This is a genomic window from Roseovarius sp. ZX-A-9, assembly GCF_028369135.1.
Classification (GTDB): domain Bacteria; phylum Pseudomonadota; class Alphaproteobacteria; order Rhodobacterales; family Rhodobacteraceae; genus Roseovarius.
In genome coordinates, this window is the sequence record NZ_JAPWHW010000022.1 from 26,984 (window position 1) to 52,241 (window position 25,258).

The 25,258-nt window shown below is 59.0% G+C and carries 23 protein-coding genes and 2 pseudogenes; 21 read left to right on the forward strand and 4 right to left on the reverse strand.

Features of this window, described 5'->3' with window-relative positions; translation table 11 throughout:
- Positions 1 to 89: 89 nt before the first annotated feature.
- Positions 90 to 380 (reverse strand): putative quinol monooxygenase, encoded by a 291-nt coding sequence (locus O3306_RS18515; RefSeq protein WP_272010076.1) that lies wholly within the window; start codon positions 378 to 380, stop codon positions 90 to 92.
- 104 nt (positions 381 to 484) lie between these two features.
- Here O3306_RS18515 and O3306_RS18520 point away from each other — a divergent pair, with 104 nt between their 5' ends.
- Positions 485 to 1,411 (forward strand): LysR family transcriptional regulator, encoded by a 927-nt coding sequence (locus O3306_RS18520; protein WP_272010077.1) that lies wholly within the window; start codon positions 485 to 487, stop codon positions 1,409 to 1,411.
- Positions 1,412 to 1,557: 146 nt separating this feature from the next.
- On the opposite strand, the gene O3306_RS18525 is transcribed toward O3306_RS18520, so the two are convergent.
- Positions 1,558 to 2,862, reverse strand: coding sequence for a UDP-glucose dehydrogenase family protein (locus tag O3306_RS18525; protein ID WP_272010079.1), 1,305 nt, complete (start codon positions 2,860 to 2,862; stop codon positions 1,558 to 1,560).
- A 684-nt stretch (positions 2,863 to 3,546) separates the two neighbouring features.
- Here O3306_RS18525 and O3306_RS18530 point away from each other — a divergent pair.
- The 18 genes and pseudogenes from O3306_RS18530 to O3306_RS18610 form a co-directional block, all read left to right on the forward strand.
- Complete coding sequence (locus tag O3306_RS18530) at positions 3,547 to 4,260, forward strand: metallophosphoesterase (RefSeq protein WP_272010081.1); 714 nt, start codon at positions 3,547 to 3,549, stop codon at positions 4,258 to 4,260.
- Between the two features lie 69 nt (positions 4,261 to 4,329).
- The gene (locus tag O3306_RS18535; protein ID WP_272010082.1) at positions 4,330 to 4,866 is read left to right on the forward strand and encodes a sugar transferase; all 537 of its coding nucleotides are present in this window, start codon (positions 4,330 to 4,332) and stop codon (positions 4,864 to 4,866) included.
- Positions 4,863 to 4,982 (forward strand): hypothetical protein, encoded by a 120-nt coding sequence (locus O3306_RS22480; RefSeq protein WP_442970021.1) that lies wholly within the window; start codon positions 4,863 to 4,865, stop codon positions 4,980 to 4,982. Before O3306_RS18535 ends, O3306_RS22480 begins: the two co-directional genes overlap by 4 nt.
- 292 nt (positions 4,983 to 5,274) lie before the next feature.
- Positions 5,275 to 7,398 (forward strand): GumC family protein, encoded by a 2,124-nt coding sequence (locus O3306_RS18540; RefSeq protein WP_272010084.1) that lies wholly within the window; start codon positions 5,275 to 5,277, stop codon positions 7,396 to 7,398.
- A 275-nt stretch (positions 7,399 to 7,673) separates the two neighbouring features.
- Entirely contained in the window at positions 7,674 to 8,630 is a 957-nt protein-coding gene (locus O3306_RS18545) for a hypothetical protein (RefSeq protein WP_272010086.1), read from the forward strand.
- Between the two features lie 137 nt (positions 8,631 to 8,767).
- Positions 8,768 to 9,481 carry an acylneuraminate cytidylyltransferase family protein gene (locus O3306_RS18550; protein ID WP_272010088.1) on the forward strand — a complete coding sequence of 238 codons (714 nt, stop codon included), beginning with the start codon at positions 8,768 to 8,770 and terminating at the stop codon, positions 9,479 to 9,481.
- 115 nt (positions 9,482 to 9,596) lie between these two features.
- On the forward strand, positions 9,597 to 10,919 hold the full coding sequence (locus tag O3306_RS18555) for an N-acetyl sugar amidotransferase (RefSeq protein WP_272010090.1): 1,323 nt from the start codon (positions 9,597 to 9,599) through the stop codon (positions 10,917 to 10,919).
- Positions 10,920 to 10,928: 9 nt separating this feature from the next.
- Entirely contained in the window at positions 10,929 to 11,729 is an 801-nt protein-coding gene (gene hisF, locus O3306_RS18560) for an imidazole glycerol phosphate synthase subunit HisF (RefSeq protein ID WP_272010092.1), read from the forward strand.
- Complete coding sequence (locus O3306_RS18565; protein ID WP_272010094.1) at positions 11,726 to 12,202, forward strand: hypothetical protein; 477 nt, start codon at positions 11,726 to 11,728, stop codon at positions 12,200 to 12,202. Before hisF ends, O3306_RS18565 begins: the two co-directional genes overlap by 4 nt.
- On the forward strand, positions 12,199 to 12,849 hold the full coding sequence (hisH, locus tag O3306_RS18570) for an imidazole glycerol phosphate synthase subunit HisH (protein ID WP_272010096.1): 651 nt from the start codon (positions 12,199 to 12,201) through the stop codon (positions 12,847 to 12,849). The genes O3306_RS18565 and hisH overlap by 4 nt, the downstream gene beginning before the upstream one ends.
- Before the next feature lie 14 nt (positions 12,850 to 12,863).
- Positions 12,864 to 13,925 (forward strand): sulfotransferase family protein, encoded by a 1,062-nt coding sequence (locus tag O3306_RS18575; RefSeq protein ID WP_272010098.1) that lies wholly within the window; start codon positions 12,864 to 12,866, stop codon positions 13,923 to 13,925.
- Positions 13,922 to 15,175 carry a hypothetical protein gene (locus tag O3306_RS18580; RefSeq protein WP_272010100.1) on the forward strand — a complete coding sequence of 418 codons (1,254 nt, stop codon included), beginning with the start codon at positions 13,922 to 13,924 and terminating at the stop codon, positions 15,173 to 15,175. The genes O3306_RS18575 and O3306_RS18580 overlap by 4 nt, the downstream gene beginning before the upstream one ends.
- The gene (locus tag O3306_RS18585; RefSeq protein WP_272010102.1) at positions 15,172 to 15,969 is read left to right on the forward strand and encodes a class I SAM-dependent methyltransferase; all 798 of its coding nucleotides are present in this window, start codon (positions 15,172 to 15,174) and stop codon (positions 15,967 to 15,969) included. The genes O3306_RS18580 and O3306_RS18585 overlap by 4 nt, the downstream gene beginning before the upstream one ends.
- Positions 15,966 to 17,315 carry a hypothetical protein gene (locus tag O3306_RS18590; protein WP_272010104.1) on the forward strand — a complete coding sequence of 450 codons (1,350 nt, stop codon included), beginning with the start codon at positions 15,966 to 15,968 and terminating at the stop codon, positions 17,313 to 17,315. The genes O3306_RS18585 and O3306_RS18590 overlap by 4 nt, the downstream gene beginning before the upstream one ends.
- A gap of 13 nt (positions 17,316 to 17,328) precedes the next feature.
- On the forward strand, positions 17,329 to 18,330 hold the full coding sequence (locus tag O3306_RS18595) for a hypothetical protein (protein ID WP_272010105.1): 1,002 nt from the start codon (positions 17,329 to 17,331) through the stop codon (positions 18,328 to 18,330).
- A 67-nt stretch (positions 18,331 to 18,397) separates the two neighbouring features.
- A complete protein-coding gene (locus O3306_RS18600; RefSeq protein WP_272010107.1) occupies positions 18,398 to 18,538 on the forward strand; it encodes a hypothetical protein in 141 nt (46 codons plus the stop codon).
- Positions 18,539 to 18,568: 30 nt separating this feature from the next.
- Positions 18,569 to 19,177, forward strand: coding sequence for a sugar transferase (locus tag O3306_RS18605; RefSeq protein ID WP_272010109.1), 609 nt, complete (start codon positions 18,569 to 18,571; stop codon positions 19,175 to 19,177).
- 505 nt (positions 19,178 to 19,682) lie between these two features.
- Positions 19,683 to 20,089: pseudogene (locus O3306_RS18610) on the forward strand (IS5/IS1182 family transposase); the annotation flags it as partial.
- A gap of 107 nt (positions 20,090 to 20,196) precedes the next feature.
- Here the strand turns inward: O3306_RS18610 and O3306_RS18615 are convergent.
- A pseudogene (locus O3306_RS18615) lies at positions 20,197 to 20,879 on the reverse strand (transposase); the annotation flags it as partial.
- 352 nt (positions 20,880 to 21,231) lie between these two features.
- Complete coding sequence (locus O3306_RS18620; RefSeq protein ID WP_272010111.1) at positions 21,232 to 21,564, reverse strand: hypothetical protein; 333 nt, start codon at positions 21,562 to 21,564, stop codon at positions 21,232 to 21,234.
- Between the two features lie 58 nt (positions 21,565 to 21,622).
- On the opposite strand from O3306_RS18620, the gene O3306_RS18625 reads away from it, so the two are divergent.
- Entirely contained in the window at positions 21,623 to 22,189 is a 567-nt protein-coding gene (locus O3306_RS18625) for a hypothetical protein (RefSeq protein WP_272010113.1), read from the forward strand.
- Entirely contained in the window at positions 22,119 to 25,049 is a 2,931-nt protein-coding gene (locus tag O3306_RS18630; RefSeq protein ID WP_272010114.1) for a hypothetical protein, read from the forward strand. Before O3306_RS18625 ends, O3306_RS18630 begins: the two co-directional genes overlap by 71 nt.
- The last annotated feature ends 209 nt before the right edge of the window (positions 25,050 to 25,258 follow it).

Genomic DNA, 25,258 nt, shown 5'->3' on the forward strand with positions numbered 1-25,258 from the left:
CCGGATGTGAGAGGTGTCGCGCAGCATGGATTGCCGGTGCCGCGCGATATTTGATCAGGGCTTCGGATCTCCGGTGTTGCGGTGCTGGATCAGCCGATGTGGGACATTTCGCTGAGCGTGAATTCAGCAACCGCGCCGTCGGTGGCGGCCATATAGGCGGCCAGATGCGGCGCGCTCATATGCGTCTGCCAGAGGTCGCGGCTTTCCCAGTTCTCGTAGAAGGTGAAATGCGCAGGGTTTTCGTTGTCTTGATGCAGGTCGTAGTTGATGCAGCCCTCTTCGGCGCGGGTGATCGGGACCAGCTTCAGCAGCTCGGCTTTGACCAGGTCAATCTGATCGGCTTTGGCGTGGATGTTGGCGACAATTGTGAGCTTGGACATTGGATTGGTCCCTTGGTTGGTTGTTTCCTTGCTACCCATATACAAGCCGGCCCGGGGTGGATAAACGGGCGTCATTCGAAATGATAATCCGGAAATGACGTATAATGCTCATCGACAATATCCGCCTGTTCCTGACCATCACCGAGAAGGGCAGCCTTGTCGCCGCCGCGCGTGAGGTCGGACTGTCCGCCACCACGGTTTCGGAACGGCTGGCCGCGCTAGAGGCGCATTACGGCGTTGTCCTGTTCAACCGTACGACACGCAAGCTCAGCCTGACCGATGAGGGGCGCACGCTGTTGAGCGGGGCGAAGGTGGTGCTGGGAGAGATCGAAGATCTCGAAACGCGTATCCGCCACGGGGCTGACACCCTGTCGGGGCCCATCCGGATCAGTGCGCCGATTGATGTTGGTCGTAGTATCGTCTCGGATGTGATCTCGGCATTCACTAGTGAGCATCCCGCCATCTCGATCGAGTTGCTCCTGAGCGACGGCTACGTGGATATCGTTGGCCAGGGCTTTGATCTGGCCCTGCGCTTTGGCGCGGTGACCGACAGCACCTTGAGAACCCGCAGCCTCGGCCAGTATCGTCGCATTGTCTGCGCCTCCCCGGCCTATCTCGCGGCCCATGGTGCGCCGCAAGCACCCACGGATCTGACGCAGCATAACTGTCTGGTCATGAGGTTTGGAACGACGCTCGACAATGTTTGGCGCTTCGGCACTGAAAAGAAACCCCTGACGGTGACCGTGCGCGGCAACAAGACGGTGAATGATGGTTCATTGGTGCGGCAATGGGCGCTGGAGGGACACGGCATCATTCTGAAGTCGGAACTTGATGTGGCAGATCACCTGAAAAACGGGCAGCTTGTTGCGTTGTTGGAGGAGTATTCTTGCCCACCGAACCCCCTCCAGATGATGTTTCCACCCGGACGGGCACAGCCGCGCCGGGTGCGCGTGTTGGCGAATGCAATCAGCGAAGCGATGGCCGCGAGGAAAACGCAATCGGAAATCCGGGGCGAAGCAGGCGGCGATTGATCCCTTCGTCCCCCCACGCCTCTCTGAGGGTGGATGAGATCAGCCTGCGTGTGAACGTCGCGACAGGATCGCACGCAGGCTCATGCAGCGCCGGCAGTTGCGTTGCGCGCGAACGGCTTCAGGGCCCGATCGGGCCCTGAAGCGCGTCAGCGTCCTACTGTTTCGTAGCGTTCGAATCCGGCTTCTTTTACATCCGTGCGGCTGTAGATGTTGCGCAGATCGGCCATGCGTGGAGTTGCCATGCTACCCGCCAGCTGCGCCAGGTCCAGAGCCCGGAATTCATTCCATTCGGTCAGGATCACCAGGGCATCGGCTCCCTTTGCGGCTTTGTAGGGATCGTCATGCCACGCGACGCCGGGCAACAGGGCTTCTCCCTCCTTGCGGCCTTGTGGGTCGACGACGCGCACTTTCGCGCCACCGCCAACCAGCGCGGGCACGATGGTAAGGCTGGGGGCATCACGCATGTCGTCGGTGTTCGGCTTGAAGGTGACGCCCAAAACCGCCACCGTCTTGCCGTTAAAGCTGTCGTCGCAGAGGTCGAGAACCTTGGCCAGCATGCGCCGCTTGATCGCTTCGTTTACTTCGATCACTGTCTCGACGATCCGCATGGGCGAGGCGTGTTCCTGGCCGATCCGCGCCAGGGCCTTGGTGTCCTTGGGAAAGCACGAGCCGCCATAGCCCGGCCCGGCATGCAGGAACTTGCTGCCGATGCGATTGTCCATGCCCATGCCGTTCGCCACGGATTTGACGTCTGCGCCAACCTTTTCGCACAGCGCCGCGATCTCGTTGATAAAGGTGATCTTGGTCGCCAGAAACGCGTTGGCGGCATATTTGATCATCTCGGCGCTTTCGAGATTGGTCTTCACGATCGGAAAATCCCGCAGGTAGAGCGGCCGGTAGATCGCCTCCATGACCTCTGCCGCGCGTTGGGTTTCGACGCCGACAACGATGCGGTCCGGTCGCATGAAGTCGTCCAGGGCTGCGCCTTCTCTCAGGAACTCGGGGTTGGAGGCGATACCGAACTCGTCCTCCTTCCGGGTCCGGGCGATGATGTCGTGGATGGCGCGATTGGTTCCGACCGGGACGGTGGATTTCGTCACAACCACGGTGTAGCCGGTCAGCGCTTCGGCGATTTCCTCGGCGGCAGCGTAGACATAGGTCAGGTCGGCATGACCATCACCGCGCCGCGTGGGCGTGCCGACCGCGATAAACACCGCATCGGCGCCGGCCACTGCCTCTTTCAGGTCGCCGGTAAAGCTGAGCCTTTCGGCGGCGACGTTGCGCACCATCATGTCTTCGAGCCCCGGCTCGTAGATCGGAACCTTTCCCGATTTGAGAAGCGCGATCTTGGCGGGGTCGCGATCCACACAGATCACCTCGTGCCCGAAATCCGAAAAGCAAACTCCTGAGACAAGGCCAACATAACCCGTGCCGATCATAGCAATACGCATCTTCCACCGTCCTGTTTTCTTCCTGGTCAGAAATTTGACCAATCTGTTCTCTGGTATGTGGGGCGAAGCCCGATTTTATGGCAGTCAAAAGCCCGAAGAAGGGCAATTTCTTGCACTTGTCGCGGCGCGCCGCCTCGGGATTGCCCCGACTGGTGCCCGCGTGGCTTTCACTATGCTCCATAAACCGAAAGGGAAAGTCCACAGATTCACTTTGTAACCCGTGTCCCGGCGCCGTGTAAGATGTTGGCGCGGAAACCATTGTTGATCCGTGAGGCAGAACCGGGGGCAGGGCCGGGGCCGTAGTGGCGCCTTGCAACCCTTGCCGCGCGCGGAGCCGTTACCTGAACCGCCCGGGCGAGGAGCGTTTTGCCTGTGCAACCGGCCGGGCGCGGTGTCTTGCTGAGGCGGACCGGCTGGCGACGCCCCGCCCCGGACATGGCGAAACTCTGCCGAAAGAGGGGGGCGGCGCGATCTGATCCCGGTGCTCGGGCGGCACAGTTGCCTTGTCAACGGCCCCCTCAGAGTGTAGCGTCTCGCCGCACATATCTGCGATTTATCCTTAATGGCAGGCGGTGTTTCTCTCACTCACAGGTGTTGTTTTTCTCCGTGCTAAAATTAACCAAGCATCTCCGATCTTCTCGCCCGGCATCTGTTTCTTCGCCCTCGCCTGATAAGCAGCCGTTTGTGCCTGACAGACCACTTTATGCGGTGGGCGACATCCACGGCAATGCCCAACTCGTCGAGCCGCTGTTGGAGCGGATCGATGCGGATGCCGCCGCGAGAGGCTATGAAGCGCCACAGTTGATCTTTCTGGGTGACTACGTGGATCGAGGCGACAGTTCGGACTTGGTGCTGGAGCATTTGCGCATCCTGACCCAATCGGTGCCTGATTCCGTCATCTGCTTGATGGGTAACCACGAAAAGATGATGCTGGAATTCGTTGATGATCCTGCCGGGCGCGGTGCGCGTTGGCTGGCCAATGGCGGCTTGCAGACATTGGCCAGTTATGGGGTCGGCGGGCTGTCCACCAACGCCACGCTGGAGGACATGGCCGATGCCAGTGATGCGTTGCTGGCAGCATTGCCCGAAGGCATGCTGGACTGGCTGCGCGCGCTCCCGCGATGGCATCAGAGCGGCAATGTGGTGTGCGTTCATGGTGCGATGAACCCGGCGCGGCCTCCGGAGGAACAAGACGAGCGTGCGATGCTTTGGGGGCACCGGGATTTCACTCGGATTGCGCGCACGGACGGGCTTTGGGTTGTGCATGGTCATACCATCGTCAAGGAACCGCTGATCGAGGGCGGGCGCGTTGCCGTCGATACCGGTGCGTATCATTCGGGCCGACTGACCGCGGCCGCGATATGGGGCGGAGACTGCCGGTTCCTGCAGACGGCATAGGCGAGAATTCACCTGGCTTTAAGAGATGGCGCGTTAGCATTGGGTCGCTTTGCCAGATCAGGATGCCCCATGTCGCTGTCCCCGCCCAATTCCATTGCCGCGCCTGTCAAATTCGTATGGTTCGATGCGAAACGCTGTGTCGATCTCGTGTTGCTCGTCCCGTTGACATTGGCGCTGCTGCCTGTGGCGATCGGCATCACTGTGCTGATGGCGTGTCAGGGCGGGCCGGTGTTTTTCTCGCAATGGCGTGTCGGACAGGACGGGCGGGCATTCCGGCTATGGAAGTTTCGCACGATGCAGCCCGGCGCGGAGGGCGAGCTGCCGGATCTGCTGGCGGGGAACGACGACCTTTCAGACGTTTGGCAGCGCTATGGCAAACTGCCGGATGATCCGCGCATCACCCCTTTCGGGCGGATGATGCGCCGTTACAGCCTGGATGAACTGCCGCAACTTTGGAATGTGCTGGTCGGAGACATGAGCCTCGTGGGGCCGCGCCCGGTGCCTCGGGGGAACTTCGGCCGGCTTGCGGTGCCGCCGCGTCTTGCTACCTGTCCTGCCGGCCGGGCCTGTCGGGGCTTTGGCAGGTTTCGGGGCGCAACCGTCTGACCTACGAGCAGCGTGTCGCGCTCGATTGCCGATATGCCCGTGACCGCAGTCTTGGTCTTGATCTGGTGATCCTGTTGCGGACGGTCGTCACCGTCCTGCACGGCACCGGTTGCTAAGGGGCTTTCCATCAATTCTGTGGATCAGAGTAGATGCAAACTGCTTTGGAACATCTGGTCGCAGACCGCACTGTAGACCTGATTGAGCACCTTTTAAAAACGCTCCTGTTCTTCACGAGATCGGTTCGAGCGAGCCCACATTTCCTGCTGCGGCGAAGGGGAGGGTGCCCTGGTGCTCGGTTACGGTTGATTTCAGACGCCAGTGCAGTGAAAATACATATGCTTGCAGATTGCCATCGGGGCGCAGGTATGTGAAGGCAGGCGCGGTAGCGTTGGCAAAGCGGATGACAGCATGAAAGATGTTTCGACGATCGAAAGGACAAGCCGACCCAGTGTCCTTTCCGGGTCTGAAGAGATCGACGTAACGGAACTTTTTAAAACTCTCTGGCGAGGCAAGATCTGGATCGGGATCTGCGTCTTCGTCGCCCTTCTGCTGGGCGGTTGGTATGCTTTCTTCAAGGCCGAGCCGATGTTCACATCCAGCGCCGTTGTGATGCTGGAAAGCCGCCAGGAAAATGTCGTCGATCTGGAAAGCGTGATGACGGGGCTTTCGGCAGATCAGGCCACGATTAACACCGAAGTCGAGGTGATCCGCTCGCGCGGGCTGATTGAAAAGCTGGTCAATGAACTAGATTTGGTGGCCGATCCCGAGTTCAACCTGGCCCTGCAATCGCCCCAGATATTTTCCGTTGGCGGCACGCTCAACCAGATTCGCGGCTGGCTGGGCGGTGGACTGGTCGATGAGGTGCCGCCCAGCGAACGCGTGATCCTAGACTCGGTGATTGACAATGTGATCCGCGCCATCTCGATCACCAATCTGCGGCAAAGCTATGTATTTGAAATCACTGCCGTGACCAAGAAGGCGGAGAAATCCGCCGCCATCGCCAACACGCTGGCCGATCTCTACATTCTTGAGCAGATCGAGGTGAAATTCGCCGCGACCGAGCAGGCGACCCAGTGGCTCAGCGAGCGGGTGGGGCAATTGCAGGTCGAACTGGAACAGGCCGTGGCAGCGGTCAAGGACTTCAACACCAGTACGACTCTGATCAGCGCCGAGGCGCTTGTCGGGCTGAACCGGCAACTGAAAGAATCACGTGACCGTCTTCGCGATGCGCAACAGGCCAAGGCCGCTGCAGTCGCCCGTGTGGCGGCGCTCGAAGCCGCCCGGTCGACGGACGATCCGCAGGCGATGGTGGAAGCGGCTGGCGATTCTACGCTCACACGTTTCCTGCAAATGCTCAACGACGGAAACCGTGACGCATTCAGCGCCCGGTTTATGCAGGTGCTGGAGCGAGCACAACTTGAAGTGACCCGTGCTGACAATCAGATTATTGTGTTGGAAACCTCGATCAATACGCAGGAAACACAGATCGAGCAGCAATCAGCCGACCTAGTTGAACTGCAGCAGCTTGAGCGCGAGGCCGAGGCGAGCCGGTTGATCTATGAATATTTTCTCAATCGTCTGAAGGAAACGTCGATTCAACAAGGTATCCAGCAGGCTGACAGCCGCATCCTCAGTCAGGCGGTGGTGCCGCAGCGTCCCTCAGCACCGCACAAGAAGTTGATCCTAGCGCTGTCGCTGGTGCTGGGGGCCTTGATTGGCGGCGCGATCGTGCTGGGGCGTGAATTTAAGCAGAACACCTTTCGCGTGGCCGAGGATCTGGAAGCGAAGACCGGCTACTCGGTCTTGGGGCAGATCCCCTCTATCCCGGCGCGCAAACGCAAGAACGTGCTGCAATACCTTGCGGACAAACCCACCTCTGCCGCTGCCGAGGCAATCCGCAACTTGCGGACCTCGGTACTGCTGTCGGATCTCGACAATCCGCCCAAGATCATCATGTCGACCTCGTCCATTCCGGGTGAAGGAAAGACGACCCAATCGATCGCCTTGACCCAGAACCTGGCCGGGATGGGCAAGCGGGTTTTGCTGATAGAGGGCGACATGCGCCGCCGCGTCTTTGCGGAGTATTTTGACATCAAGAACCAGAAAGGCCTGATGTCGGTGCTGTCGCATGACGTGGCATTGGAAGATGCAATCATTCACGAGCCGACATTGCAGGCCGACCTGTTGATCGCCGAGAAGACCTCGACCAATGCGGCGGACGTGTTCTCGACCGAGCGGTTCCGTAACTTCCTGGACGAACTGCGCACGATGTACGACTACATCATCATCGACACGCCCCCGGTCCTGGCGGTGCCTGATGCGCGGGTGATCGGGCAATGGGTGGATGCCATCATCTACACCGTCAAATGGGACAGCACCTCGCAGCGCCAAGTGCGCGAGGGGATAAAATCCTTCGAAAGCGTGAATGTGCGGGTGGCTGGCTTGGTCTTGGGCCAGATCAGTTCCAGCGGTATGAAGCGCTATGGGTATGGCGACAGTTATGGCGCCTACAGTTCCTACTACGATAACTGATGTGGAGTCCGGCAAGTCGTAGGGCGCTGAAATCCGGGGCATTTAGGTGTCCTGCGGGGGAGCGCTCTTAGATGTAAGAGTTTTCTCAACTTTGGGACGGAGGATCGGGCGTTTCATTTCACGCCTTACCAAGGGGGGCTGTCATGCCCGGTTTTTCCGACTGTTCCACACATCTTGCTTTGCCACACATCCAACCTGCCCAAGCCCAGAAGCATGTTATCCACAATGAGGGGACGCGAAAGCTGGATGCTTTGATCCACCTTTCCGGCGCTTCAATGGACGAGGTGACGCCGAACCTGCCGGCAAGCTTTTCATTCTCGGGGCACCATGCCGGTATCGCGCAGATGCTTGAACCATTGCCGATTGATCCGAACCGGGTTTACCGGCTGGGCTCGTACTTGCGCCAGGAAGGCCTTGCGGGGGACTGGTCGGCCTGGACGCATGGTGCGCGGCATAGCCAGTACATGGGGCTGCTCTGCGTCGATCAGGATGGGCTGACGATTCAGGCAAAACACCACATGCGCTATCGTCAGGGTGGCACGGACAGCCTGCCGACACTGGCCGCGCCATTGGCCCCGGGTGACACCGTTGTGCATCTGGCGGATGCTTCGGGCTGGAACGACAATTCCGATGCCGCCTATCACCGGGGCCTGATCCTGTTTGGGTATCGCAATTCGCTTGGGGTGACTTTTGACCGTTACAGCCGTTTGGTGGCCTTCGATCTGTTCGACCTTGGCGGTGTGAACAAGGGCGCAAATACAGTCACGCTAAACAAGCCTTTTCCCGCCACGCTGGGCAATCCAGCCGACCCGTCGGGCATTTGGCCCATCGGTACCGAGATCGCGGGCAGTTCCAATGGCAGTTCTTACAAATATGCCTTCTACGACGCCTTACACCTGCCGGAAACCGACCGCTGGTATCATACCCTCAACTATATTGGCGGCATCGACAGGTCGGGGTTGAACGCGCCGGATAATTTTCCGCCCGGAACTGCTTTTGCGCAGGTATTCTGGCTGGCCAACCACAGTAACCGGCCCGGTGGGATGTCGGGCTATCCTGATACCGGCGCGGCGCATCGGGTCTGGTTAGCGGGAATTTCCGTCACACCAGAGCCGCTGGCCATGATGCAACCCACGTCGACGGGCAAGCAGGAGATCAAGGTGCCGAAAGGTGACTTCGCCACCGGAACGATAAGCCTGGTCCCCGCCGGGCTGCATGTCACGGCGGAGTGAGTAGGGTCGCGCCGTAGCTAGGCGCATCCGGTTCCCTTCCTGATCTATGTGTATTATGTCGTTGCGGCGTTCCGAGGGGACACTTTGGAACGTCGAACCGCCCTGATGCGCATTTGGCAACGATCTTGAAGGCAAACATGATAGATATCGCATTCATCACCGCGCGGGCGGGCTCGGTCGGGCTACCCGGCAAGAATATCCGCCCGTTGGGCGGTCGCCCGCTGATTGCCTGGACGGTGCAGGCAGCGCTTGCGTCGGGTTGTTTTCGGCGGGTTGTCGTCTCGACGGACGGGGCCGATATCGCGGCGGCCGCACAGGAGGCGGGGGCCGAGGTGCCATTCATGCGGCCTGCGGAGCTGGCGCAGTCGAATACGCCATCGGTTGATGTGCTGCGTCATGCGATTGAAGCGACTGGCAACCCAGAGGTATTTGCGCTCTTGCAGCCGACCTCGCCATTCCGTTCGGCACAGCACATTCGGCGCGCTGCGGAGCTGTTCGAAAAGGGTAGTGCGGATGCTCTGGTATCGGTATCGCCGTCCAAACCGCTGAGTTGGCATTTCGGGATGAGTTCGGATGGAATGCTGCGCCCCGCGCAGGATCGCACGATGGACACACGGCGTCAGGATGGGGTTGGTTACTTCACCCCGAACGGGGCGATTTACATCTGCCGTACCGAGGCGTTTGTGGAGCGCGGTACGCTCTTTCAGCCCGAAACGCTGGGCCTGGAGCTGGGGGTTCTCGACAGTCTCGACATCGATGAACTGGAGGATTTCCAGTTGGCCGAAGCAATAGTCGCCCAAGGCTTGCGAAGTTGGACGGCGTGTCGGGGCGAAGGACCACCTCAGGTTTGACATCCGCCTATAAGTGGATGCCTCGTGTTGACGTAGAGCGGTAGGCCCCGTAAGTGTGCCCTGCAGCAATTTCAGCCATTCCGAACCAAGATATCCAGCAACAAGGCATTGTTAAATGGTCCCCAAGCCCAACGCATTGAACCGCGAGATTGATGAAGTCGAATATGCCGCAGGCAATCCGAATCCGCATCGGAAATACGGGCTGCCGGCAGAGATAAAGTTCTGCACCAAATGCTGCGTTTCCAACCAGCGGCCAAGTTCGACCGTCGAGTTTCGTCATACCGAGGCGTCGAAGAAGAAGACCATCCAGTTTGATGCCGAAGGTGTCTGCGATGCCTGCCGCATGGCCGAACGCAAGGCGCGCGAAATCGATTGGGACGAACGCGAGCGCAAGCTGGTTGAGCTGTGCGACAAATTCCGCAGCCGCAACGGATCCTATGACTGTCTGGTGCCGGGGTCGGGAGGCAAGGACAGCTTTTATCAGTCCTGGATGCTGAAATACAAATACGGCATGAACCCGCTGACCGTGACTTGGGCACCCAACATCTACACCGACTGGGGGCGCCATAATTTCGATGCTTGGATCAATTCGGGCATGGACAACTACCTGATGACCACCTCGGGGCGGTCCAAGCGGTTGTTGACGCGGCTGGCGGTCGAGAACATCTTTCACCCGTTCCAGCCCTTCATCCTCGGCCAGAAATGCTTTGCCCCGAAAATGGCGATCCTGTTCGGGATCCCGCTGATCTTCTATGGCGAGAACGAGGCGGAATATGGCAACCCGATCGACGACAACGAAGATGCGAAACGCTCTTATGACTATTTCTCGACCGCCAGTGAGGAAGACATGTTCCTGGGCGGCGAAAGCATCGCGAGCCTGAGGGACAATTTCGGCATGACCCAAGCCGATCTGTCGCCCTTCCTGCCGTCGGACATGAAGCCGCTGGAAGAGCTGGGCGCGCAGGTCCATTATCTGGGCTATTACCTGAAATGGCACCCGCAGGCGGCCTATTACTTTGCCGTCGAGAAGGGCGGTTTCCGCGCCTCGCCGGAGCGTACGGTCGGCACCTATTCGAAATACAACTCGATTGACGACAAGATTGACGATTTCCACTACTACACGACGTACATCAAGTTCGGTATCGGCCGCAGCACCTATGACGCCAGCCAGGAAGTGCGTTCGGGCGATATCGAACGCGACGAGGCGCTGGCGCTGATCAAGCGCTATGACGGCGAGTTTCCCGAACGCTGGGCCGACGAGATATTCCAGTACCTTAGCATCCCCGAAGAGGAGTTTCCGCAGGCCAGCAAGATGTTCGAACACCCGATGGTGACGCGCGACTATTTCGATGCGCTGGCCAACACGTTCCGTTCGCCGCATCTGTGGATGCGCGAATGCGGAGAGTGGAAACTGCGCCAACGAGCCTTCGACCATTGAGGGTGACAGATGCGTAACCTGCGGCTCATTCCTCGGCTCGACGTCAAGCAGAATTGGCTCATCAAGGGCGTGCAGATGGAGGGTTGGCGCAAGGTCGGCGACCCGGCCGAGGTGGCGCGCCGTTATGCCGCGCAAGGCGCGGACGAACTGGTCTTCATGGATGTGGTGGCCAGCCTCTACGAGCGCAACAACCTGCACGAGATCGTCGAGCAGGTAGCATCGAGCGTATTCATTCCGCTGACCGTGGGCGGCGGCATCCGCACCCCCGAGGATGTGGGCCAGTTGCTGGCACGCGGCGCCGATAAGGTGGCGCTGAACACTGCCGCCACCCGCGACCCAAAACTCATTACCGAAATTTCCGACCAATTCGGTGCTCAGGCCACGGTGGTCTCGATCGAGGCGATCCGCAACGGCGCGGGCCGGTGGCAGGCGATGACCGACAATGGCCGCAACCATACTGGTCGCGACGCGGTGGAGTGGGCGCGTGAAGTCGAGGCCTGTGGCGCGGGAGAGTTGCTGGTTACTTCGATCGACTGCGACGGGCTGGGCAAGGGCTACGAGATCGACCTCATTCGCCGGATCACCGACGTGGTGGCGATCCCGGTGGTGGCCTCGGGGGGAGTGGGCAGCGCCGCGCACCTGACTGACCTGATCGACCGGACCGAGGCTTCGGCTGCCGCGATCGCCCAGGCGCTGCACTGGAAGAAGCTGACTATCGGTGACCTTCGGGCTGTGCTCGCCGGGGCGGGCTGTTTTGTGCGCCCGCTCCCGGAAGGCGTCGCGGACGGGTCGGTAGAGGCGCGCTCATGAATTTCTTAATGCTACTCAACGGCTTGGACATCGCCCGCCATGTCTGTGCGATCGAGGGGGGCGAACCCTTCGTCGATCCGGAGGTCATAAGCAAGGCCAAGCGCCAAGGCCACATGACAAGCTGGAAAAGTCAGCGGACCGGGGAAGACGCCACTCGCTTCCGCGAGGCGGTGCCCGGGGCGCATCTGATCGCGCTCATCAACCCCTTGCACGATGGATCGGCGGCCAAGATCGACGGCGTGGGAGCTCAGGGAGCGGACAGTGTCATGCTGCCGATGTTCCACGACTGCCAGGCGTTGGAGCGGCTTCTCGACCTGCTGGGCAACAACCTCACAAACCTGCCCGGCATCCGGGGTGGTGGCAGGCTGCGTGATCGCGGCCGGCGCTACGGTCAGCCGGGATATCGATACCCCTGCGCATATGCCTGTGCCCTGGCGGGGTCACAGTCTGATATGAAAAGGACCCTGGCGTGAGTTCGAAATGTGCCGTCGTCGACTACGGAAGCGGCAACGTCTTCTCTGTCATGCATGCCCTGCGTAGCCTCGGGATTGAGGCCGATCTAAGCCGCGACCCGGAGCATATCGTGACCGCAGACCGGGTGCTTCTACCCGGCGTCGGTGCCTTCGGGCGCGCCTCGCAGCAGCTGCGCAGCTCGGGCCTAGATGAAGCGATCGGGACGTTCATCGAAACGGGCCGCCCCTTTCTTGGGATCTGCGTCGGCATGCAGCTGCTTATGGAAGAGGGCTATGAATTCGGCACCCATCCGGGCATGGGGATAATCCCAGGCACGGTCGACAAGATCGACATCGCGGACGACGATGGGCGCCGCCTGCGCGTGCCGCTGATCGGCTGGCACGCGCTTGCCCCGCCACCGGGACAGGATGCGGGCATTTTTCGCGGCACCCCGCTGGAAGGCGTCCGCGACGGTGACGCCTATTACTTCGTCCATTCCTTTGCGGTCCGTCCCGCCAACCCGTCGGCAGTTTTGGCCACCGTAACTCATGCCGGACAACAAGTACCCGCGGCGATTCGCAAGGGTAATGTCATCGGCGTGCAGTTCCATCCCGAACGCAGCGGCGAGGCCGGTCTGGCCCTGCTCGACCGTTTCCTAAAACTCTGATCGGTGAGGTCCACATGCCCGAGACCACATACCCACGACCCGAGCGGATTCGGGATCAAACGCCGGACCAGCTGCCAGGCACGCGACCGGTCCTGCTGTCAGGCGTCTATCGCAGTGGCACGACGTTTCTCACGGCAGTGCTCAACGCCATCCCAAATGTCGCGGCGGCCTCGTCGACAGTGAAATACCTGCGCTTCTGCTTGCCGCATCATCACGACCTCGAAGAACCCGCGGCGTTGTCGCACCTACTTGATGAGATCGCGGCCCGGATTTCGGCGCGCTGGTCGCTGTCGCTGGACGTTCCGGCCATCCATGCGAAGCTAGAAGGACAGAGCAAAACCCATGCCGCGGTCTATGACGCGGTGATGAAATCACTGCTTTTGGGGGGAGGCGCCACCCGTTGGGCGGAAAAGCTAGCGATGCAGTGGCGCGATATCCCGCTATTTCTGGACATGTTCCCCGACGGCCAGGCGATCCACATCTTCCGAGATCCGCGCGATGTGACGGCCTCCTACAAGAAGATGACCTACGAGCCCTGGCCTGCCTTCCTCGACGCCTGTCTAAACTGCAAGGCAGCGATGATCGAGTTACCGGAGATGCAGGCGCGCTATGGCGCTGAGCGACTGATGCTCCTACGCGCCGAGGATCTAGCTACGGACCTGGCTGGCTCCATGGAGAAGATATGCGCTTTTCTCGGCGAGCCCTTCAGCCTCGATTTGGCCCGGATCGAGGAGTTCGGCGACATCAAGGGCGAGGATTGGCGCACCAATTCGTCCTTCGACGAAGAGGGGCGCAACTATACCGAAGCAGCGCCCCGATGGGTGGGGGAGCTCAGCCCAGAGGAGCTCTTTCTGGTTGAGGTGATCTGCCAGCCCCAGATGGCGGGCCTCGGCTACGCCGGCAGCGGTCAAGATGTCTCGGCGCTCGACGGGTGTGCGTTAGGGGCGCTTCTCGCCGATCCATGGATTGCCGGGCGGATCTGTACATACCTGACCACCGGCATCCCCGCGCAGGGTTATCGCAGCGATCCCTACCGCACCGAAATGGAAATCGTCTTCGGGACCGGTCGGACTTGAGCGCGCGCGCCCTCCGTCCGCTACTGGCCAGCTATGGCGGCGGCCATGTGCAAATCGTTGCGGCGCTGGCCCGCGCCTTTGCGGCGCGCCGCGACGCGCCCGACATCATTGGCTTTACTACCGCGCACGCCGAATTGGGACGCCAGGGCATAGCGGCGCAGCCGGTTTCGGCGCTGCTCGACCCCGCAGAGGATGCCGAATGGGTGGCGCTGGCCGGTGAATTCACCACCGCTGCCACACATCCGGACATTCCGGTCGAGGAAACTCGCGCCTATTTCGCTCTAGGCCTGCGCGATCTGGCGCAGGCCCAGGGCCGCGAGGCGGCGCTAGCGCGGGTTCGCCGAGAGGGCCGGACCGCATTCGAGCCGGTGAACACAATGCGCCGATACCTGCGTTGGACCCGTCCCGACATCGTCATCACCACCACCAGCCCGCGGTTCGAATGCGCTCTGCAGAAGGCCGCGCGCCTGGAAGGCATTCCTGGCTTGGCGGTGGGCGATCTCTTTCTAGTCAAGGACCGCGCTTGGATTTTGCAGGAAGGCTACGCGCCGCATCTGGCCGTGCTGTCAGCCGAGGTGGCGCGCGCGCTCGTGACCGACGGCTTTGACGAAAGCGGCATCCGTGTCACCGGCAACCCCGCCTTCGACCGCCTAGCCCCCGGCCCGGGGGACGCCGCGCGCCGCGATGTCCTGCGGGCGCGATTGGGGTTGGACGACCGGACCGTTATCCTTTTCCCTGCCCCCGGCGCGCAAATGTCGATGATCGGCCGGCCTTTCCTGCAGATGACTGACGTGGTTGCGTCGCTCGAGGATTTCTGTCGCGGCGATCCGCGCTATGCCTATCTGATCCGGGCACATCCTAACCGGCCCATGACACTGCCGGGGGACGCGCGATATGGCATGCTGGACGATGGCAGCCTGCTCGGCCCCGAAGACGCGATCTTAGTGGCGGACGTCGTTTGCGTCGAGGCCAGCACCATGGGATTGCAGGCCGCGCTGACCGGCAAGCCGGTGATCTGTGTTGGCTTTGCCGATTATGTGCTTTATCCGGAGTTCGGTTTGGGACGGGCGGCGGCAGACATGGCCGAGGCCGTGGCAATCCTGCGGGCGGGGCAAGCGCATGCGGTCGCCGGTTTCGAGATGCCGCCCTTGGGCAGTGCCTCCGCCAATGTCCTCGCCTATGTTGACGAGATTCTATTGCAGCACGCAGATTCAAATTCACCTAATCAGACCTACGGAGAAGCGCAATGACCGGGATCGACGACCCCCGCGCCGCATACTGGAACGAGACTTATCGCAAATACTGGCAAGACCGCGTGGCCGAGGCGGGTGAGGCTGTACAATCACAGGTCCAAAAGGGCGATGCGCGCACAGAAGGCGATTGGGTCTATGAGCGGGTCTTTGCCGCTCATCCGTTCCGGACGGGCCGGGTTCTGGACGTGGGCTGCGCCTGGGGCCGGATGTTCAAAATCTACCGCGAGTACGGGCTGGCGGTGTCGGGCGTGGACATATCCGAAACGATGATCGAGGCCGCGCGAGAGGGCCATGGCGGGGCCGATGGGATCGAGGCGCTGGAAGTGGCCACGGCGGAAACCTTGCCCTTCGAGGATGCGTCTTTTGAAAACCTCGTATGCGTTGCGGTCTTCGACGCCACCTATCAGCATCTCGCGCTGGCAGAGTTCCTACGCGTGCTCAAGCCCGCCGGGCGGCTTTACCTCACTGGTAAGAGCGACCGCTACGCCTTCGATGACGATCTGGCGCTGGCCGCTGAGACAGGCGCCCGGTCAAAGGGCCATCCCAACCATTTCACCGATGTGCCAGCGATGCGCGCGGCGCTGTCCGATCTGGGCTGCCGCGAGGTGGCGACTTACGGCTTTGCACGGCGCGGCGATTTCGCCGAATTCAACCATTCGAACACGCTTGAGGCCCCGTTCTACGAATGGTTCCTCGTCATTGATGCACCGCAGACATCCGGCAAACCCGATCTTGCCCCTTTTGCCTCGGACTATTCGCGCACCTTTCTCACCCAGGAGGCCGGTTTATGACCGCTGCGACCGTTCATTTCCTGCATGCCATCGACACGGAAGGCCCACTCTACGAATCGCTTCAGGCCAGTTTCGAGCGGTTGGACGAGCTTTTCGGTATCACGAACCTGCCGCGCACGCGCGAGACCTTGCGCCAGTTGCAGGAGGGCGAGATCAATCTGGGCGGCAAGGAAGACGAGATCCGCCAGCTTCTGCGCGGTCACCGGATCAACTACATGGATAACTGGCCCAAGGTGGATGCGATGCTCGACCGGGTGATGGACCCTGGATTTCGCATGAGCCGTCCCGACAGTTTCGGGCAGGGTTGGGTCTATAACTGGTTCTGTCTCGATCATGTGGAGTTCAAGGTCAACCCGCGGCGCCGGGCGATGGGTTATCACGCGATCCACGACCATTATCTGCAGCGCACCAGCGAACAACCTGATTGCCGCGACGAGATCCAGTGGCATTTCCACCCGATGTCCACCTATCGCGAGGCGCATCGCTGCGCCACATCCTTCGTCAACTCGCCGCATCTGCACGAAACGCTGGCGCGGCGCATCATCGAGCGGGGGTTCTTCCCGTCGGTCTACCGCGCCGGGTTCCAGACCGAGCGGCCCGACAGCAACTTCTTTCTGGAACAATGGATACCGTTCGACATCTCCAACACTGCGCTCGACCCGCGGCAGGCCTGGACCGATTCCATCGACCTGCGGAACGGCCGCTCGGGAGACTGGCGGCGGGCGCGCCACGACTGGACGCCCTACCACCCGCATCACGATAATTACCAGCTGGAAGGCGCCTGCCGACGCTGGATCGGGCGCGCGCTGAACTTGATGAACCGATTTGCTAACCTGGAATACTTTGAGATCGAAAAGGCCTTTGCCCAGGCCGCCGAGGGCCGACCGGCGTTGGTCGGCATGGCCAGCCACGATTTCCGCGATCTGGGTCCCGAGGTGGAAGAGGTGCGCGACATGATCGATCGTGCCCGCAAAGCCTATCCGGACGTCCCCTACCGGTTCTGCGGGGCAAACGAGGCGTTTCAGCGCACGCTGGATCTGCCGGTGGAAACCACGCCGCAGTTGGATTTGTCACTGGAACTTGATTCCAACCCCACGGATGATGTGCCCAACCTCACGGTGCGCACTCTGGCTGGCCAGGTATTCGGGCCGCAGCCATTCTTGGCGATCGAGACGCGCGGCCAGCGTTTTATCCACGACAATCTCGATTTTGACACCAAGGACGGCACCTGGTTCTACGCCTTCCACAGCGATACGCTGCCCTTCGATGACGTGCGCCGGATCGGCGTGGGCGCAAATGATGCGTTCGGGCGGAGCTCTGTGAAGGTCATCGAAATCGTCCCCTGAGCGGAGCCGCGACATGCAGACGAGAAATCCCAGGCTGACCCTGTCTAGGCTTTACGCCATGCCAGCGGCCGTGCTGGTGCTGTTCAATTTCCTGCATCTGGTCGGACTCAAGTCATTCCACCCTTGGCCGCAGGTCATCCTGCTGTGGGGCAGCGGCATAGACATGTTCGACTATATCCATCATTTCCACTTCTACCGGCTGATGGTTGCCTCGCCGGGGCTGCGGCTAGAGGATATCTTTCCGGGGCACGGCTTCTCGGTCTATATCTCGGCCTACCTTGCGGTCTCGACGCTCTATTTCGCGAAGCTTCACAAGCTTGTCTCCGGGCGGAGACCACAGATCTGGGCCTGGGCCCTTTTTCTGAGCCTTTTTTTATTAATGAATGGACGCGGCGCGATCGGTTGGGTCGGGTGGCTGCTGTGCGTGCATGCCTGTTTGGGTGTCGCGGCGGGCCTGTGGCCTGGGCTGGCCATGCGAACGGTTCTGCAATGCGTCTTGGGACTGATGCTGACCGTGGTTTCGTCCGGGATTTTCGTCTGCACCCTCGCCCTTTTCGGCTATTTCATCTTCGTCAAATCCGGGACACGGCGGACTTGGACCCTGCGACGCCTGTCCCCCGCCCGGCTAGCCGGGCTCGTCCTTGTTTTTGTGCTGCTACCAGTCACCACCTATTTTGTGTTTGATCACCTTGCCGAGGCCCTAACCAAGGCGATACTGTTCTACGGCCCCGGCCTAGAGGGCCTGATCGGGATCGCCACGCATGGCATCGCCTCACAGATTGACAAGATCACGCTGGTGCATGTCTTTGCCGCAGGGATCATGATCATCCTGTTCATTCTGTTCATCCTGTCCGGTTTTCCAGAAAGGATCGGCAAGGATGTCGTCGTCATCATCCTAATCGCCCTTGTCGGTGGCGTTTTCGGCCTGACCATTCTGACGCTGGCCTTTCCGCTGATCATCATCGCAACGGCCAAATTGATCCGATTTCGCCTCATCTGGCGTTCGGCAGGGTAAAACTCGTCACCTTATTCCTTTCGACCTCGCAGTTGCTGATCGGGCGACTGTCTGGATTCGTGCGGGAATGGCTGACCGCGCGATCGCGGTGGCGCGCGCCTTGCCCGGCTCGTTCGTAAACCACTATGGTGCCGGCGATGCCGACTGCCACTTGCTGGACGCGCTTGACCTCGACCGTGTCCGCTTGAAGAAACGCAATGGCTATTGAAGCGGCACTATACCAACGAAGGAAATACGAATGATACGGTTTCTCGACATAGTACTCGCCCTGCTGATATTGGTCGTGACCGGCCTGCCGATGCTGGTTGTGGCGGTGGCCATCTATGCGCATGACGGGTTTCCGGTGGTCTTCCAGCAGATTCGGGTCGGTCGCAACGGGCGCCCCTTCACCATCTTTAAGTTCCGCTCGATGCGCCTAGCCCCGCCCGAAAGTAGCAGCGGCGCGGTCACCGGCACCAGCCGGGACGAAGCGGTGCAGGCGCGTGCAGCCTTCCAGACGACGCAGGCGAACGACCCGCGGATCACTCCGGTGGGCCGGGTGATCCGCAAGTCCCATCTCGACGAACTGCCGCAGTTATTCAACGTGCTTCGCGGCGACATGTCGCTGGTCGGCGTACGCCCCGACACCCCCGCCCAAGAGGTCGATTATACCGAAGATTACTGGCGCCGGCGCCACAGCCTTCGGCCCGGAATCACCGGGCTTGCGCAGGTAATGAACACGCAAGCCGACGGTATGGACGGCCGTCGACACTGGGAAACCGTTTGGATCGAGCGGCATTCGCTGCTGCTCTATTTATCGGTCCTGTTCAGGACGGTGGTGAAGGTGCTGAAGCGCAACAGCTTCTGAACTCGGCTTTGTAGATTTTGTGCTCAGGCCCAAGCCCGGAAGATGCCGTCGTTCGCGATTAACGTGAGCGCCTCGTCGAGGGGCATGGCGATGCCACCCATGTCATCGACAACCTCACATTCGGCGCCTCCGTATGAAGCAGGTAGAGAGATGGTAGGTGCCCTTTTCCTTGTAGTGGCCGAGGCTACGCCTCATTGGCGTCGTCGAAGTCTTCGATTCAAGCGAGGACATCGTCAAACTTCATGTGCCGATCGTATACAAAGCGCCTCAGTTTGAATTTCTACGATGTGCGGCGAAACAGAGTGCCTCTGCTATGCGCACGGTGCGTTCGGGGGGGCGGTTTGGCGGAAGGAGTTGGAAAATGCCTCCGACCCAAAGTGCAAGACGCACGCAAACGATTGCGTCGGCGGATATTCCTGAGCATCCGCCACCCATCCGCACAACCTGCGAATTACAAACCCACGAACTGGTCGAACTATGATGCCGCGTTGAAGCGGCGTGGTTCCCTGTCGATCTGGACATCGGTTTTGTGACCGTAGACGGGGCTTGCGACACGCGAAAATGCTATGATGCCATGGCTGTCCGTGGTGCTGGTGTAGTCATTCCGCTCCGTAAGAACGCTAGGCCCTGGATGAATTGGCCCCCGTTTCACTGGAAACCCACAAGTCGTGAAGCCTTTGCCCACAACGAAGCAGCCAATGCATCGAAATATCTGGGGTGAGCAATATGGCGATGATGGAACGGATATCACCAAAAAACCGCATCGAAACGAAAAGGCATTGCGTGAAACTGATGGGCCAAAGCCTGACGGCGCGGGACTTCACCCGTCGAGGCGCGAAAATACAGAACCACGTCGCTGTCCTTAACCGCTACACCGCCCAAGGAATACCCATCACAGAGTCTGTAGAATAAGTCCTAAGGGTTAGGGCGAGCTATGCTGGGAAATGGGTGACGCGGGTTGAGAAGGTAGTGTCCCAGCACGTGGTGGAATTTATTGTCCGGCTGGATGTTGAGCCGGTTTACAGGGCGGCGATTTTCGCCGGGTCCATGGTATTATCCTCGCAGATGGTGGCGACGGTTTCCAGCGTCATGTAACGTCGTGTGAGCGCCCATTCATCGTTTTGCTCCAGCATCAGCGCGCCAACGAGACGCCTGATCGCAGGCTCGTTGGGGAAGATACCGACGACATTGGTGCGGCGCTTGATCTCTTTGATCAGGCGCTCAAGCGGATTGGTAGAGTGGATCTGCCGCCAGTGAGCCTGCGGGAAAGACTTGTAGGCCAGCACGTCGTCTTCAGCGCGGAGCATCAGTTCAGCGAGCTTAAGATGGCGTGGCTGAAAGGCCTCGATCAGCTTGGCCCAGTGTTCTTTCGAGTCTGCCAGCGTATCCTGGTCAAAGGCCGTCCTGAGCGCTGCTGTGACAATGGGGCGGTCCTTCTTGCCGACGCAGGCCAGCGCATTGCGCATGAAATGCACGCGGCATCGCTGGATGGTGGCACCCAGCACTTTGGCGGCGGTGCCTTTCAAGCCCTTGTATTCATCCGCGATGATCATTTGGACGCCGCGAAGCTGACGATCCGCCCCGAGCGCCGGACCTTAATGTAGGTGGCGTCCAGCCAGAGGTAGGGCCTTTCACCCTCCAGCGGCCGGTCAAGGAAGGCGTCCACCCGTTCATCGATCTCGACACAAAGACGCGAGACCTCGCCAAGAAGCCCGACGCCTGTCGGCCGACTGCCAGGATGGCGCTGGAACCCTGGATCGTCGAAGCAGCTTTGGCGTGAATGGGAAATCGCCGAATCAGCCGGGAAGAGCAGGCCACCGTATTCATGGCAACTCGCACGCCAAACAAGGTTAGGTGGCCGGAGTGAAGGGAGGTTCGAGGGTAGGCAACGCCGGTTTTGCGCTACAATGGAGAACCTGCGATCTTAAGGTTATGAGCCATAACCCCAGCGACTCCAATAACTCATGTAATTCAAAGGCTTGCGCGCCAAGCCTTTGTTTCTGAGCATTTTTACCCCCGCAATCATCGGCACCCGCACGGATTGACCTGCATAATCAGCACGAAATGTACAGTCGCAGGTTGCTGTGACGTTGATGTAAGCTGATCGATGGTGCGTTGAGCGTTGCGAAAGATGGCCTGGATCGCCAGGCGGATGGTTTCCCAGAGCGTGCGCTATGCCCTTCGCGATTGAACACTTCGGTAGGTAGGCCGTCGCGTTCGACTCGGCCATCGACCATCCAGATTGCGCGTTGGGCATAGGCGGCCATGTCTTCTTCATGGGTGACCATGACAATGGCGATATGGTCGCGTTCATTCAGCGCCTTCAGCAATTCTATGATTTCCAGCGAGAGTTTCGTGTCGAGATTGCCGTTGGGCTCGTCCGCCAAAATAACTTATACTAGATAGTGATTCTAACATCCGTGGAAAAACCTTTGGGAGGCGGATTTGAAGTCTTTTCAAGACCGCTCAAACAGTGTTGTCACCGCCAAGTCTCCCGAAGGCTGGAGCGGCTATGCTATCTTTGACTCTGCAGGATTTAAACTCCAGTCGGCAGAGGGCGCCTCCCTGATCGACTTCTCGGGTCTGGCTGCGGGTTCGTATGTGCTTGAGGGGTACCGCAACGATGGCGGGGTGGATCGAAAGCATGTGCTGCTGTCGTCGGGTGTGCCAGGCGGCGGCGTCTATGTTTCCCAAAGCACCAACGGCTCTGTGAGGATCGAGCTGTTCGGCGAGGATGCGCCGCCGCCCTTCTATATCGTGACCGAAAGCGAAGGGATCACGCGAGGCGCGTGGGCTTGGAGCAATGTAACGAATTTCGGGTTCTCGGCGGGTGAGCATTCGGTCCGGATCGCCAAGTCCGGGACCTATGGTCAGAAGCTGACGCTGACGCTGTCCGAAGATGGCTCCCTGACGGGCGTCTCGCGTCGATCCGGGCGGCGCGGTGCAGCGATCGGCCTATGTCGAGCCTTTTGTCGACTTCTCGGGTCTGGCTGCGGGTTCATATGTGCTTGAGGGGTACCGCAACGATGGCGGGGTGGATCGAAAGCATGTGCTGCTGTCGTCGGGCGCTCCGGGAGGTGGCGTCTATGTCTCGCAGAACGCCAACGGCTCTGTGCGGATCGAGCTGTTCGACGAGGATGCGATGCCGCCTTTCTATGTCCGGAACACCGGCGAGGGAACGTCTCAAGCGTCCTGGATCTACGCTTCCGCATTCAGCGTCGCCACGCCAACGGCGATACATAAGCTCGATATCTATCAGCCTGGCGTCGGGAACTTCAAAATCAACCTTGAATTGAATGAAGATGGCGACCTGAGCAGGATAAACTCGGTTCCTGTTGAGTACAGCGCGGACTGGTACATCGGCGTTATCTACCCCACGTCACCCCTCGCGCCAGTCGGCAACAGGACTCCAGAAGAAGCACTTTCCGTCATAGAACAACCCGGCCACAACTACGTTTTCAACGTCAAATCCCCGATCGATGGCAAAATAGAAACATATTACAGCGACTCGGCAATCGGTAATGTCGATCTGGTGAATGGTGACTACGATTGGCGCGCATTTATGATTCCAGAGCAACTTCGTGAAAGTGAGCAACTGACCACTTACTTAGGGAACCTCACCGGAGGTTGGACATCCATCGAGCAATCGACAGATCGGCCCAGTATAGACTATGTTATCGGTTCTGCCCCGGACGAAGTGGGGTCTGTCGATCAAATCAATTTCAATTACCCTACGGACACCGCCTTCGTGAGTGACGGCTCCTTTCTCGTAACGAATACATATGGGGCAAATATACTTCAAATATCTCCCGATGGCACTTTTGATAAGGCTGTTGGTCAATATAGGGAAGGTTTCATTGAAACGGGAATGGCGTCTGAAGTGCTTCTGAATGCCCCAGCGCGAATGCTCGCGCTGGGAAATGACGAATTCCTGTTCAACGATACAAGAAACTTTGTTATTCGACACTTTGATTATAAAACAGATACAGTCGATACTGTTTATGGCGATACGAATGTTACGAATGTTGAGATTGAAAGTGGTGAATTGAAAGGTATCGGGGCAGTTAACCATCTCGGGCTGGACCCGAATGGAAAGCTGTTTTTCACCGCTTACAACTCTTTTTTTGACGGCGATCAGGTGGTCGGGGACGGTTCGTCCATGGTGCTGCGTCAAGCCGATGACGACTCTTGGTTTGTCTGGGAGCATGAAACGCCTTTTCCCGAATTTCCTGGAAAGAGCTTTCGCATTGTGGACATGATCTTCAACGGCGACACTGTCGGCATGATCCTGTTCAACACCGGAGACTCCAAGAAATGGTATGCGCAATTCAATGCAGAAGGTGATCTTCTCGGCAAAGTTCAACTCGGGGCGGCGTTCGGCGGTGGGCTTGTCGTTGACCCCTTTTCAGGTCAAGTTCTTGTTGGCGACCACACTCGCATAGCGGAAATTGATCCTGATACTCTGGAAGTCAGCACCTTCGCCTTTCCGATTGCGTTCGCAAACGTATCGACCATGCGCTTGAATGGAAACACGCTGCTCATAACCGATTCCGACTTGGGTGTTATTCACAATTACAATCTGATGGAACGTGAGATTATCGACTCTTTCGGTAAGACTTCCAGTGACGGCATCTCTGGGAACATATCGAGTTTGGCCATTTTTGATGGATCACTGATTGCTCTGGATAACCGGAAACCAAGGATCATTGAATTCAACGAAGAATATTCCAAGATAATAGTTGGTAACGGACAACAGAAACATGCGTCAATGGGAAGGGCTGACGAAAATACGTCATTCTACTTTCCAAATGCAATTTCCTCATCCGTGGACGGTGGTATCTTCATCTCGGAAGGCAATCATAGAATACTCAAATATTCGGCTGATGGAGATATTTCCGCTTTTGCAGGAAGTCTCACCGCCGGTTTTTCAGGAAATGACGGGCCGGCGACAGCAGCACAATTCCGTTCGATCGGGGATGTCGAAGCCACGAACGACGGATCCGTTCTGGTAGCCGACACCTATAACCATTCAATCCGCGAAATAGGTGTTGATGGAGTGGTCAAGCAAATTGTGGGCAATGGTTCTGCGGGCCTTGATTGGGGTCTTCCCGCAAATGAGGGGGGCCTCAATCATCCGAGATCCGTGATCGAGACTGAAGACGGTCGGATCTTCGTGTCTGACTCCTGGAACAACAGGGTCATTGAAATCGGGGAAGACGGCGAGATACTTCCGTTTGCAGGTGTTGGCAAATACGCCAACTATCAAGGAAGGGGCGGCTTCTCTGGCGATGGTGGAGATGCCAGGGATGCAGAGTTGAACACTCCCGCTGGCCTGGCGTATTACGAAGCCGACGGTACGCTCTTCATTGTTGACGGTTTTAACAACAAGGTCAGATATGTCGACTCGGGTGGCGACATACACACTCTCATTGGCGAAGGTCGAGGATACGAATTCGGGAAGCTTCTCAATCTTCCTACCGATATCGCCTTGAACGGTGATGATCTATACGTTGCGGATACGGGGAACGCACTCGTTCTGAAGTTAGAGAATGTCGACCGCACCGGAAACGATATTGCGAATGCGCTGTCTCTCGACCGCGCGAAAAGCAATATCGACGAAGTCGGTCGCGCCGAGCATGTCTCCAGCACCGACATTGATTTCTACGAACTGAGCGGCCTTCTGGAGGACACTTTCATCTTTTCTCACGATGAAACGATCGGCATATCGATGTACGGAGGCGAAAATCTTGTGCATAGCGTCGACCTTGAACAGGGCGAACAACTGAAGATAGAGAGCTCGGGATATGATTACTTCTCCGTAAGTTCAGATGAAATGGCGGAGTACTCGATCTTTTTTGTGGATTACGACTGACATACTTCAACCTGCTGATGCCCCAAGCGGCGGCGGCATAATCGAGGCGGGAATACACTTGAGATAAGCTCAGGACCTGTCCTAACAAACCGAACCACGTTTGTCGCTCGGCGGGTTTCCCGTAACCGCACTGGTAATCCCCCCTAAAATTAGTGGTGTTCAAAAGTAGAATTTTCTCGGCAAGATATCTGAGGAGATTTACGATGAAG